12 protein-coding genes and 1 pseudogene are annotated in these 13,346 nt (G+C 33.2%); 10 read left to right on the top strand and 3 right to left on the bottom strand.

What is annotated here, in order from left to right; all coding sequences use genetic code 11:
- Positions 1 to 54: 54 nt before the first annotated feature.
- A complete protein-coding gene (locus NSQ50_RS27625; protein WP_036681299.1) occupies positions 55 to 477 on the top strand; it encodes a hypothetical protein in 423 nt (140 codons plus the stop codon).
- 1,051 nt (positions 478 to 1,528) lie between these two features.
- Here the strand turns inward: NSQ50_RS27625 and NSQ50_RS27620 are convergent.
- Positions 1,529 to 3,289: an ABC transporter ATP-binding protein gene (locus tag NSQ50_RS27620; protein WP_141118566.1), complete on the bottom strand. Its 1,761-nt coding sequence runs from the start codon at positions 3,287 to 3,289 to the stop codon at positions 1,529 to 1,531.
- A 600-nt stretch (positions 3,290 to 3,889) separates the two neighbouring features.
- On the opposite strand from NSQ50_RS27620, the gene NSQ50_RS27615 reads away from it, so the two are divergent.
- The 7 genes from NSQ50_RS27615 (at position 3,890) to NSQ50_RS27585 (ending at position 9,141) form a co-directional block, all read left to right on the top strand.
- Positions 3,890 to 4,387: a hypothetical protein gene (locus tag NSQ50_RS27615; protein ID WP_036681303.1), complete on the top strand. Its 498-nt coding sequence runs from the start codon at positions 3,890 to 3,892 to the stop codon at positions 4,385 to 4,387.
- 20 nt (positions 4,388 to 4,407) lie between these two features.
- Positions 4,408 to 4,989: a MauE/DoxX family redox-associated membrane protein gene (locus tag NSQ50_RS27610; RefSeq protein ID WP_036681306.1), complete on the top strand. Its 582-nt coding sequence runs from the start codon at positions 4,408 to 4,410 to the stop codon at positions 4,987 to 4,989.
- Positions 4,990 to 5,529: a TlpA family protein disulfide reductase gene (locus tag NSQ50_RS27605; protein WP_036681307.1), complete on the top strand. Its 540-nt coding sequence runs from the start codon at positions 4,990 to 4,992 to the stop codon at positions 5,527 to 5,529.
- Between the two features lie 132 nt (positions 5,530 to 5,661).
- Positions 5,662 to 6,105, top strand: a complete 444-nt coding sequence (locus NSQ50_RS27600) for a hypothetical protein (protein ID WP_036681309.1) — start codon at positions 5,662 to 5,664, stop codon at positions 6,103 to 6,105.
- 13 nt (positions 6,106 to 6,118) lie between these two features.
- Positions 6,119 to 6,544 carry a hypothetical protein gene (locus NSQ50_RS27595; RefSeq protein ID WP_036681312.1) on the top strand — a complete coding sequence of 142 codons (426 nt, stop codon included), beginning with the start codon at positions 6,119 to 6,121 and terminating at the stop codon, positions 6,542 to 6,544.
- An 80-nt stretch (positions 6,545 to 6,624) separates the two neighbouring features.
- Entirely contained in the window at positions 6,625 to 7,776 is a 1,152-nt protein-coding gene (locus NSQ50_RS27590) for a cysteine desulfurase family protein (RefSeq protein ID WP_162164268.1), read from the top strand.
- Positions 7,777 to 8,421: 645 nt separating this feature from the next.
- On the top strand, positions 8,422 to 9,141 hold the full coding sequence (locus NSQ50_RS27585) for a hypothetical protein (RefSeq protein WP_036681316.1): 720 nt from the start codon (positions 8,422 to 8,424) through the stop codon (positions 9,139 to 9,141).
- A gap of 348 nt (positions 9,142 to 9,489) precedes the next feature.
- On the opposite strand, the pseudogene NSQ50_RS27580 reads toward NSQ50_RS27585, so the two are convergent.
- Both NSQ50_RS27580 and NSQ50_RS27575 read right to left on the bottom strand, forming a co-directional pair.
- A pseudogene (locus NSQ50_RS27580) lies at positions 9,490 to 10,386 on the bottom strand (IS4 family transposase); the annotation flags it as partial.
- Positions 10,387 to 10,398: 12 nt separating this feature from the next.
- Positions 10,399 to 10,620, bottom strand: coding sequence for a hypothetical protein (locus NSQ50_RS27575; protein ID WP_051491185.1), 222 nt, complete (start codon positions 10,618 to 10,620; stop codon positions 10,399 to 10,401).
- Between the two features lie 832 nt (positions 10,621 to 11,452).
- Between NSQ50_RS27575 and NSQ50_RS27570 the strand changes: the two genes are divergently transcribed.
- Both NSQ50_RS27570 and NSQ50_RS27565 read left to right on the top strand, forming a co-directional pair.
- Positions 11,453 to 11,734: a hypothetical protein gene (locus NSQ50_RS27570; RefSeq protein ID WP_036681325.1), complete on the top strand. Its 282-nt coding sequence runs from the start codon at positions 11,453 to 11,455 to the stop codon at positions 11,732 to 11,734.
- 78 nt (positions 11,735 to 11,812) lie between these two features.
- Positions 11,813 to 13,333, top strand: coding sequence for an SAVED domain-containing protein (locus NSQ50_RS27565; RefSeq protein WP_036681329.1), 1,521 nt, complete (start codon positions 11,813 to 11,815; stop codon positions 13,331 to 13,333).
- Positions 13,334 to 13,346: the final 13 nt, after the last annotated feature.

Genomic DNA, 13,346 nt, shown 5'->3' with positions numbered 1-13,346 from the left:
TAGTTTAATGAAGATTGGAGAATTATAATTTATAAAAAAAGGAGTGAGTGTACAGTGAGAAAAAAATTAGTAATATTGGTTGTTTTTTGTTTGGTTTACAATATTCTGAGCCTTAGTGTTTCAGCACATTCAAATTTACCTAAAACAATTACCTCAGGAAAATGGGCTGTTAAAGTTAATACAAGTATGTTGCCATCACCCGAACCCAGTAAATACAAAAGCTATAAATTAACAGCAACTAACCTGAGTAAAGAGAAGCTTGACGCCACATTTGAATTTTATCGTTCTGTGGAAAAAGAAAGTAAAGAAAAGATAATATTAATTGACCCAACTAGTTTTCCGGTTAAATCTAATGAGACAATTGAGTTTACTCGATTTTTCATCGATAAAAATGCAAAAGAATTCGAAGTATTAATTTCTTGGTTAGACCAAAATAAACGTAAGCATCTAGAGTGCATGAATATAGATCTGAAATAAATAACATGGTGCTGCAAATTTAAATTGGCAGCACCACTGTTTTTGCCGGGTAAAGTATTCATCCAAAGCTAAATTTGACTTTTAGCAGATAGTTTTTTACCTACTTGGTAGGTGATTTCTTTCATTAATTCCACTATTTTCTATAAATTCAATGATCACACCAGGGTACAGGCTACATGGCAAAGTAAATAAAACATTCCTTCGAGCGTACGTTTATGGGTGCTTTGCCAATGCAGTCAGGCCAAAAACATGTAACGAGAAAAGGCAATTGTGTTTTGGCTAATAAGCAGATCGTAGGGCGACCTTGGAACTCTTTTTGAAGGCGCAGCAAGGGTTGGCTCATTTGAAAAAGACTATCAAAGAGTACGTAAGTCGTTGAAACACCTGTGGTGATATCTCACGATTCAGAAGCTAGATCTGGGCAGCACGCAGAGCTTCTTTCCGCCGTTTGATACAGAAGATCGCTTGTCAATTTCCTGGGAGCTCCCGTGGAGTTCAGTCTTAATGAAACCTAGCAAGACGAAGTTCAAGGGGAGGAGTGTATGACCGTCCAACCAGCCTAAAGTAAGCATGCGAAATTTCTTAGAAAACGCACTGGTGAAATGATCCTTGATCCAAATCCGAGTGAGAAGTTCTAAGGAGTTACTAGTTTTTTATTAAAACATGTAATCGTCTACAATAAACACTGAAAATCGTGTTACAGAGTGTTTCAATTCGTTGAACGGTGTCACTGTTGAGCGAGATCAAAAAACGGTACCTAGCAAACCTGCTATAATTTAAGAAATCGGTAGGTAACATTTTTGTAAGCGTCAAATAGCCTACACCTTGACATCAAGATACGGGCTATTTTGACGCTTTTGGAACGATGCCTCAAATTTAATGGAGCTGTCCATATCCATATGAGATCCTCAATCTTATTTACACAATTTATATAGTTTCAAAAAGTTTACACAAAATTATTGACAAACCCTAGCAAACCTAAAATATAAACCTCGGATAAAACTTTGACACATAATATCTTGTTTTGCAATTTGAAAAATTCACCACTTTATCAAACTAAAGAAAAATAGTTTTGTGTAATCTGACTTGCTTGTAAAGAATACAACTTTTTAAATTCACCGTTTTTTTCCAACAGTTCACTTAGAGAACCGCTCTCAATAATGTTTCCAGACTTCATAACAATTATTCTATCAGCAAAATCTAAGGATATTAACTTGTGGGATATGAAAATCGTTGTTTTATCATTACATATTTCCCGGAAATTTTTATAAAAATCACTTTCAGACCTAGGATCCATCGCTGATGTTGGTTCATCCAAAATTAATATCTGAGAATTTCGCATAATTGAACGAGATAAAGCTAATTTCTGCCATTCCCCTCCGGATAGATCTTCACCTTCATATAATATTTGAGTTAAATATGTATCATATTTCATCTTGAGATTATCGATAAATAAATCTGCACCGGTTCTTTTAGCGACTTCTTTGATTAACTCGGAATTTTTAATCTGGGAAATTTGACCAAAACCTATGTTTTCAGAAACGGTGTAGGGATATTTAATGAAATCTTGAAATAATATAGAAATATTATTATTGAGTTCGTCTTGTGAAAAGTTGTTGATTGGAACATCATCTATTAAAATTTCTCCTTGTGAGATGGGGTAAATCCCCAATAAACATTTTACGAGTGTGGATTTGCCAGAGCCATTCTCACCAACAATAGCTATTTTTTCACCAACATTAACATTCAAAGTTATATCATTCAGAACTGGTTGTGAGTTTTGATTGTAATTAAAAGTAAGATGATTAACAGTAATTCCTTTTTTGATTGAATTAGGGAATTTCATTAATGAGGTGTCATCAGCTAAAATATGCTTTTCCTCAATAAATGAGAAATATTCTTTTAAATATAGTCCATTTTCAAAAATATTTGAAATATTAGTAGTTATAGAGTTTACTGAATTCTGCATTTGAACAATTGCTTGTGTAATAACGACAAAATCACTTATTTTGTAATTTTTTTTCAGTGTAATATTTATTGCTAAGATTAAATTAATGGCATAACATATTCCTTTTAAAATATCCGCCATAAAAGTAGCGATTTGAAAATTAGAAAATAACTTGAGTGAATCTTTACTATTTTCTTCGTATTTTCGACTCCAACGATCAATTAAGTATTTATGTAAATTCAACATTTTAATTTCTTTTGCGAACTGAGGTTCTAGTATCAGTCTTGATGTATATCCAATATCTCTTTGTGTTATAGAGTGAAATCTGAATAATTCGAATCTTTTATAACCAAATTTAATATTAACGATAAGCGCAGCAGTAGTATTTATTAATATGATTAATAAGAAGATCCAATGGAGAGAGAGCAAATATGCTCCAATTGATATTGTTGTAATTAGGTTTTTAATTAAACTAAATATTTCTGTTAAAGGAGCCAAAAACCTTTCGCCAGATGAACTTTGAATTCTAGAAAGATTATTTTGATAAGTGTGATTCTCTATAAGTGAGAGAGGGGAGTTTGAAACTTTAGAAAAGATATTGCTCTTTATGTTTAGTCCGAGACTATTTTCGGTTTTTTTTGTTAAAAAGTTCTGTGTTTTTGTCAGAAATGATAGAAAAATAATTATGAGAAATTGAAGGGTTATTATTATTAATACTGTTTGATAATGAAATTCCTTGGTATCTATTAAATTAATGATAGTATCTAAAAGTTTTTTTGAGAGTATCAAAGAAATAATGGGTTCAACACCAGAAATAAGAGCAAAAAATACACTGAAAAATAGCCAAGTTTTACTTCCATTCATTAAGATTGTCAGAACTTTATATATATTTGAAGATCGCACTTTTTGTCACCTTCTTTAAATGTTTTTCTGTGTTGCATGCTATTAATGGGTAAAATATGAGTAGAAAAACGAGCCTCTAGAATTACTTCTAAGGCTCGTTTTTCTTCAAGTATACTAATTAGAAAACTAAGAGGACTTTGTAGTGTTGAACATCTGATGTTAAAAAATTACAATTGGTCTTAGTAATAACAACATGTTTGAGTCATTGTTGAATTACAGTAGGATCCGTCGTAAGCATCTACCCATACATAAAAAATGTTTCCTGTTGAAGATGCTGGAGGGCAGTTGTATGGCTGGCAAGATTGTTGAACCTTTTTGTTAGTACAAACAACGCCCATAGGTGAAGCCGAACCGTCAAATCCAAGAAGTTTACCAAATAAATTTTCCATTAAAAAACCACCTTGTCATCAAATTTTTGTTTCTTTTTGTTATTACAAAAGGTGTGCCTCTACTATATACTTTTTTTCAATTAAAGTAAATGATTGACATATCGAACATAAAATTCTATCATATAAAATAATTAAATAGATTTATCGGGGAGGGAGCGAGATCAATAATACTGTGCTTTATGGACCTGTTTCAATTTTTATAATCTTTTTAGTGGTAATAATTATTTCTTTTAAATCGCTAAAAAAAGAATTATTGTACCTTACAACAAATAGTTTAATAAAATCAAATCCCCCTATAGTTGGAAAAAAGATTAATACACTTTACAGTAACTATGATATTTTTTTAGAAGGTTATTTTATGGTTTTTTTTGCTGATGCAAATTGTTCTAGTTGTTTTCCTGAACTTGAAGATTTAATAGATTTGAATAAGAAATTTGGAGCAGTTCCAGTCAAGGTTCTAGTCTTTGGAGAGCAGAAATCTGTGCATAACTTTATTAGAACCTATAGTAAATTTTTTGAAATTGTTGAAGCCTCTCCTAAAGATAATCTACCAGCAGATATAACTTTGTCATTTCCATCGATAGCTCTAGTGAACTCACAATTGTATATAGAGCGTCTATTCATGACTTCAAGGGAAGCTTATAACGTTTATAAAGCATTATCATCTTAAGGATAATTGGAGGGGTCCTAGTGTACTATGAAGGTCTAATGTTTTCACTTAGAATTTTTCTTGGGTTAATTTTCTTAACTTCTGGTTACGGGAAAAATAAAAACTTAAACTTACATAAGTACAAAATTGAAGGATACGGTTTTTTTCCTAAAAACCTGGTTAATTTCATCGCTATATTTGATGTTATTTTAGAGATTTTTATTGGAGTGTCCTTTATTTTTGGGATTCTTATTAATCAATTTCTTCTAGTGGCAATCTCTCTCTTTTTTATTTATGCCATAGCAGCCGTAATAAGCTTATCAAAAGAACAGGAGAAGGTATCTTGCGGCTGTGGTGGAATACTAGGTGATAAAGAAGCATCCTGGTTAGTTATAATTAGAAATTGTTTTTTTATTGGTATCTGTTTTGTTTTGTTAATCCGTGAAAACTTACTTGGGAATATAGACCTATTTTTAACAAATCAACATCCAATAGATCAAATATATAATTTTAACTATATATATTTTTTTTGTTTCTCTTTAATTTCTACATTTATTTATCAGACAACATCTAATTTATTAAATATGTATAAAACTATTCGTCTTTTTAGGGGAGGAATATAAGTGGAAACAGCAATTGTTCTTCTATGGATTACTGTGATTATTGAGGCTGTTCTTATTTTCTATTTATCAAAATTCGTATCTACTTTCCTGAAAAAGCTAAGAATCAACAATCAGAGTGAACTAATACCTGATAAGTTAAAAATAGGTGAAAAGGTGCCTCTTTTTAGAGAAGAGGATCAAGTAGGGCGGCTTATTTCTTTAGCTGAAAACTCAATGAATAATAATACTCTTATTATTTTTTCCTCTAGCCAATGTGTTTATTGTCATGAGGTTTTATCGAATATCTCTCTTATATCTTCCAATTTTAAAACATTGCGAATAATTGTTGTAGGAAAGGATGAGTTAGAAATTAAAATAACAGATGATGTCCATTATATTAAATCTAAAGTTATATTTGATAATTATTTAGTCCATGTAACTCCTACAATATTATTATTAGATAACCGAAATCATCTAATTAATTATTTGGATGTTCAACATTCACATGGATTGAATATTGTACTGAAAAATTACTTAATACCTACATTGTCTGTCTCATGATTTTCATTTTCTATATTGCCATTTACCACAAGCACCATTTGTACTGTTCTATATCAGGATAAGTAATTAATTCGGGATAATACCTTCTTTATATAGTAAATTAGTTCAAAAAATTGAGGTGGTAATTTTATAATGTCACTTACCATAGCTGAATTTTACAAAAAGACTAAAGATAAATTAAATCGTAAGAAAAATGGACAAGACTTTAGAGTGGGAAGTATCTTCCCGATAAAAAATAATAAACAAGAATTAAATAATAATGGGATTCTTGTTTTGTTCTTATCAACTTCATGCTTGTTATGTCTGGATATTCTTTCTATGATAAAGGAAATTAAAGATGATCTAGGAGATAAAGATCTTATTTTATTTATAAAGGGAGGAAAGAATGAACTTAGAAGTCTAGATGAGAATATATTTGCATCGATTAGTAATTATTATCTTATAAAAGATACGAGAAAATATAATGTCAAACTGCTACCATATTTTTTTTATTTATCAAACGCAGGAATAATTCTTTCTAAAGGAACTATAAATCGCCATGAAGAAATTAAAAATATCAATTTCAGTCGGTTATAGTGGAGGTTGCCAAATGAATAAAAATATAGCACAAATCAAACCGAGGAAGGTCTATAAAGATCAAAATAGTAATGTTATAGATTTAAATAATCCAACTTTCAGAAAGACTTCATTATTAATATTTATATCTATTTACTGTGTTAGATGCATTGAATTATTGACTAACTTAAATAAGTTGAAAAGCATATCAGATTTACCATTAATTATTTTTTCCGATGGAGACAAAAAGGAGAATAGAGAAATTGGAGAGGCCTTCTTAGATCAAATTTCGATTATTTCTATTACTGAAGAACAAATGTATAAAGATTTTCAAATTAAAACACATCCTTCATACATTATACTTGGTGAAAATAAAAATTTCATTGAATCAGGAAATATAATCAACATTGATGCTCTAATAGAAAAGTTTATTCTACATAACACAGGTAAAACTTTCTAAGGATATAAAGGTATCTACCGATTGTGACAACCTTTACTTATTAATAAATATGGAGGCGTTTAAAAATTAATAATATATATTTGGACTATTGTTCCTCTAGCCCATTATACCCACAGGTATATGATCTTTTGCTTAAAACATCGCAAGAATATTATTCTAATCCGTCGTCTTCACATTCTATGGGATATGAAGTAAGTAATTTAGTAGAAGAATCTAGAGAGACAATTTCCTCTATATTAAATGTTAAACCCTCTGAAGTTATATTTACTTCAGGAGCTACTGAGAGCAATAACATAGCAATTTTAGGAGCTATAAAATGGCTAATGGATAATAAAAAAAAACCTATTCATATAATCACAACAAGCATTGAACATTCCTCAGTTTTTAATTGTTGCAAAGAATTACAGGATGCAGGAATTGAAGTCACCTTTATTCCTGTTGACAGGAATGGGATTGTAGATACTTCTTTAGTTATAAAGCATATTAATGTAAATACAGCTCTAATCAGTATTATGCATGTTAACAATGAAACAGGTTCAATACAACCTGTAATGGAAATAGGTGCTCTTATTAAATCCTATGATTCAAATATTATCTTTCATGTAGATGGAGTACAAGGCTTCGGAAAAATACCGTTGAGTTTAGATGATATTGATATGTATACACTCTCAGGACATAAAATTGGTGCTCCTAAAGGAATTGGAATTTTAATAAAGAAAGATTTGGTGTGTATTAAACCATTAATCTTTGGAGGGAATCAAGAGTATGGACTAAGGTCGGGTACTACTAATGTTACAGGGGTATTATGTATATCTGAGGCTATAAAAATTTCCTATGAAAATCTAGAATTGAACATAAAACATATTTACATGTTATACAAGTATATGCTGGAGAAGCTTCAAGATTTTCCGGATATAATCATTAATAGTCCCAAAACACCACTTTCATCTCCACATATATTAAATATTTCTTTTTCGGGTGTAACATCAGCGGTATTGATACATTTATTTTCTGTTCGGGGTTTAATTGTTTCTTCCCAGTCAGCATGTTCTTCAAAATCAAAAAAGGTAAGTAGAGTATTAATGGAGATGACAAATAACGAAAAGATTTCTTCTAGCAGTATACGAATCAGTCTTAGTGAAAGAACTAGTTTTGAGGAAGTAGAATACTTTATAACTATACTAAACGATGTAGTAAGCCAAATTAAATCAGGAAAGAAGTACATTATTTAATTCATATTCATGGCAGCTGATGTTATACAAATTTGGACGGTAGAAAAATGAATAGAGACAAAGTGCTTTCCTTGTGTTGAAAAGTAGTCATCATAACCGACTTCTGAACGAAGGATTTTTCAATAATGTTTCATACTGTCATCGTACCTTGGCATCATTAACCTCCAGGAATTGATTCATGTTCTTTTCGAGGGTCGCCTATTAGATTAAGCCGCCACAAAGACGATGGCTTAATCTTGTAGGCGACCCTTCTTTGCCTGAGGGCGAGCAGGCGCATCTGGCAGCGATATAACGTTGACTGATTCCTTGACTATAGAGCCCGTAGGATTTCACGATATTGGGTCATTGTATGGCATCATCAGAATGATTTACACTGATCTTTAGATTGTCTATGAAAATCTTTCTTACAAGAGATTCATACCATGGATCTTACTAACCAGTATGATGACTCTTTTAGCTACGTAATATTCAATAGACTCGAATAATGTAGATACAGCCTGAAGCCTGAGAAATTATAGTACTAAACTGATCACAACATATTACGCTAACGGACGGGTTAAGATTAAAATCACTTGGAAATTGGAGGAGATTTAACGCGTTGATCCAATACGAATTAAAGTAACTTAAATTAAGGAGGTATGAAGAATGTATGATTTAACAATTTCGTTAGACTACGGAGAACCTTTAAAGCTAAAACCTGATTATCGGTATGACTTTGTTACTTTTGACATTAATAATGACCACGGAAGAGGGTTACTGAACAATAGCGTGTTCGTCTTACGAACAATAACAGGAGGGAACGTAAAAGGCAATGTTCTTATTGATTTAATACACACATCAAATGTGAATGCTTTCGATGTAGCTTCTCATGCGAATTGTCATTTTCATCTATTAGAAAGCGACAAGCTACGAGAAGAAGGAATACTTATTAACGATAAAATCAATTTACAAATAACAGAGACCTCGGTCTCGTCTCAATATTTTGCAGAAATAAAGGATCAGGCCGTTACGAATAATAGTCCCTTTGGAGATAATACTAAATTGACTTTTACTACTTGCAGATACATTCTATTTACTCTTCACCATGAGAATACAGTAAATTCCAAAAATATTGAGCTGGCTACAATTTTTGATCTGCAAAAAGAACATATTTGGCATAACAATCGCTATCGTAATTTTAATAACTTACATACATTGGACATTGACCGTTATGTGAATCGTAAACTCGCCCCTTCGACTCCTTGGTCCGAAGTTAAAAAAATAATTGAAAGTGAAAATAAGAAGTGGCGAGATCTCTCGAATCAAAAGTTTAATCAATTGCTAGATAAAAGGGGAGAGCTTCCTTTTCTGGTGATTGAACGGTAGCCGTATTCTCTATCTTTAAATCGTATTTTGGACATTAATAGTGAGTTCTATTTTTCTTTACATATTTATTCATGGACTGATGAATGGGGAATAATCTTGCTATTATTCAGTATGGGGACTATTTAGTGAAGTAGATTTCTGGCACGTAGAGAATTTTGACGATTGAGCTAACGCGAAACGTTAGTTCTATAAAACAAGAAGACAGCCGATCACTCAACGTGATCGGCTGATTATGTTTATTAAATAGGCAGTTTAATAGAATGTATCCCGACTATATTGCCTCTTAATTAGAGGGGGTTCACTTTGTAATGAATGTTGTATCATTTACAGGCGTGTTGATTTACCACATTATGGGGTGGCAAAAATACCGAAAACCCCTTTACTCCTGAGCAGGCTAAACTGAACCTGCCACTCCGTCGGAAGATTAAACATCCGCAAATACTGCATAAATTCCCAAAAGGTCAGTTGAGCAAAGGTAGGCACTTTGGGATGAATTTGATCAAAAACGTATTTCAGGAGCACATAGACGGCAAGGGCCACAAATAACTGACAATATACCGCATTTTCTGTCGTTCCAAATAGACAAGGCACGTTCAAATGCTGTTTAATCCACCGGAAAAAGACTTCAATTTGCCAGCGTACCTTGTAAATCTCAGCGATAACGTGGGGGGACTCTTTTCTCAAATCGGTCACAACCCGCACGACTTCACCCTTATTATTTTTAAATTCAACAACCCGGTGCCGATTGGCCGATTGGCATTTCCCCTGACCGATATAACAAGTGATATCGCGTACAATTTTCGTATCTCCTTCTGCCGGTCGATTGAGTTTTCTCGGCTTCACCAAATGGAGATTGTCTTTGAGCCGAATCACAAACGACTGGCCAACGAGTAAATATTGATCCAATCCGCCTATTTTTCCATATGCCCGATCCTGCACCAAAATGTAGTTAGGATCTGCCAAAAGTTCTCCAAACGGAGCGTCATTGCGCTTTGCGATCGATTCCTCCACGTTTAAAGGTGTACACTGGTCATGAGACAGGGCGACATGCAGCTTAATGCCCCCTCTGAATTTTTTATACGGAGCCCAAGGTATTCGAGAGTTTGCCGCCGTGACCGTAGTGGAGTCAATTAATAGAAGATCTTTGGGAAAGTTCAGATGGCGCCGCGTTTGACGATTACATTTCTTGACGAGCATTTTAAACATACGTTTGAAGATATCATAAGGGGCCTCACCGGCTTTGTCGGAAAGTGTGGATTAATTAACCTTAGGCAAGTCGAAGCTTGGGCCCATGTTGGCACTTTGACGGAAGCTTTTCCATCCGTGACAGCTGGCTTGAACAAAGTAATCGAACAACAAACCGACAGTCATTTTGGTTCCTGTCTCTACGTAGTCTTTGGTTTGACCGATCACAGTTTGAATTTCTTCTTTTGTTAACACTTGTTTGAAAACAGCAAAAAATTGGGTATATTTATTCATGAGGTCGCCTCATTTCGGTTTGGTTTGGTGGTACTTACCATTACCCGAAATGGCGGCCCTTCTTGTCCCTTTTTTTGGTAAATCAACACACTTGTATCATTTATATCTTTTTTTCACCGTAAACTTCACGTAGTCTACCATGTTGATTTGTTGGCACACACAAACGATGAATTCGTCGAACCGTTTTTATTTTGACGTCAAACATATGAAATTTCCAGGGTATTTCGAAAATTTCACTGTTCCTCACGGTGGTTCTTTGACGATTACTCAAGCGCATGGATGACCTCCACAGGAGTATTTTGAAAAGCTATTTTCGTACAATGTCAGTAGGAAATAGTTATATGTGTGGGCGCTTTGTCGCAGCTGAAGAACCGCAACTACTGAGGAGAAAATTCAAAGATTTTTTAGACAGATTATGAGTTCAAGAGACATTAAAGAAGTCTGAATTGTAAGATTTAACGAACCGTATTCTAAGAAGAATAAAACATCAAATGGTGTTGTGTTTTTATATGTAAAAGAAGATGCAAAATTTAATTAGTATTAATCGTGTATTAATTATAGAGTAGGAGATAATATATTATAAATAGTCATACCTTTTTGCCTAAAATATAAATTTTCAACTAAATAATATTTATGAAAACACCATGGGGGTACTGAAACTTATCAGCAGCAGATCATATTATACAAAGCAGAATGTTAATATGCTGAGTTAGGATGTAATAACTGGGATTCATAATTGTTTACTTTGAAATGAAATTATAGAGAAAACTTTGTTTTAGATCCTACAGAATTTGCTGTAATCTATAACAACTAGCTTTAAGGAGGGGAATAATTGCTTAACACTCATATGCTAGATCGACCATATATTCGAGATGTATTAGAACATTTGCAATGTTTAGGCTATGAACTCGATAAAACAAAAGAATTATTAATACGATTTTATCGATCTATTAAACGAACTTGCGGCTTTAATCCTAATGCGAGGGATTTTGCGATGATCGTACATGAGCTAAACGAAGCAGTCCACCGAAAATATGATCCAGCAGATCCTAATCAAATATTCATTGGTCATCTAAGAGGAGTAATTCAGAAGGTTAGAAAACCAGCAGAGTAGGCTTGAATATATAAGGTTGTTGTGAGATAATTATTAAGGGAACATAAGTTCTTCAATTTACTTTTAGGACTGTGATATATGGGAAAAGCAATTGATGCAATTAATGCTGGTTTGACATATCAGAATCTGTATTTTTGGTTGTTTGCTTCTGAGTTGCTCCATAATGATACCAATATTAAGGAAGTATCATACGAGGATGATCGTATTAAATCTCTCGACGATGTTGTAGTTGAATATATTGAACCTATAAGAGGGGATTACAGCATCGATGATGAAATTACTTTGGACTTTTATCAGGTGAAATATCATGTTAAGAATTCGCAACAGATAGAACTATTGGACCTCATTGATCCTTCATTTATTAATGCCTCTACACACTCCTTCTTAAATCGTGTACACGATGCTCTGAAACAAGGTTATACTACAGCACGATTTCATTTAATTACACCATGGAATATAAAAAAAGGCGACCTACTAGAAGTTTTATTGGACAATCATGATAATAAACTACACTTGAATGCGATATTTGACGGAAAACAAAAGAGTAAAATGGCCTTAGCTCGAAAATCTATGATGCAACATTTGAAGTTAGATAATGAGGCGGAACTAAGTACCGTTTTAAGTACTATTCGTATTCAACATAGCAAACCAGGCATTTCCTCGTTAATCAAGGAACAACTCAATACTAAATTAATGCTAGCAGGACTCAAACCTCTTGATTTTAAGGTTCTTGTAAATCCTTATAATGATTTGATAGTAAACTGTGCAAGTAAGGGAAGTAAACGCTTTAATAAAGATTCCCTTCTTAAGCTCTGTCGCACAGAGCGATTGTATACAGGCCAACCGCTATTATACAAAGATGATGTCCCTGTAGGAATTCGCAGTTTTCTTCCGTATACGGAAACTCTGGAGGAAGAAACAAACCATCTATTATGTCTTAGTGAAAATTTTGATGGACGATTACTTAAATCAGATAAAAGTTGGAATGGAGATATTTACGCTAGATTAGTAGAGTTCTCAAAACAAATCTTTTCTCCGGGTAATGCATACCTCATTCAATTCAATACACATCTTTCTATAACATTTGCTGCTGGTTTAATTCTTAATCCAAAATCAGGTGTCAAGGCATTTCCTGTTCAGCGTGGAGATGGTTTGATTGCATGGATCCCGGATATACCTCATGAAATAACATCAGTTTATCCAATGTTCAATGAGGAGTATACAGATAACTCTCCTATTGAAGGTGATACAGTTGTTGCTATCAGTATAACTCGGAATGTTAAATCTCATGTTGAGTGGTACAATGAGGAGAATAAATTAACTCTAAAATCGTCGTATCATTTTTATTTACCTTTAGAGGGGATTAAGGCAATTCAAGATGGTACACATGCCTGGTTATTAGCAGAACAGGTCATTCGGACTTTAGATAGACGTAATCCGAAACAGAGAAAAGGTAAGGTTCATTTTTTCATTGCTGCTCCTGGTGGTTTTGTTTTCTTTCTTGCTCAACAAGCTGCAAATATCCCGGAGATCATTTTATACGAACATAATTTTACTGGGGATGGATCATATTCCCCTTCACTTATACTACCTGTTTAAACACTCGGAGGTG

The organism is Paenibacillus sp. FSL R10-2788, assembly GCF_038003885.1.
In the GTDB taxonomy this organism is placed as follows: Bacteria; Bacillota; Bacilli; order Paenibacillales; family Paenibacillaceae; genus Paenibacillus_AQ; species Paenibacillus_AQ odorifer.
The sequence above is the reverse complement of the archived record's forward strand: the minus strand, read 5'-3'. Positions and strand labels throughout refer to the sequence as shown.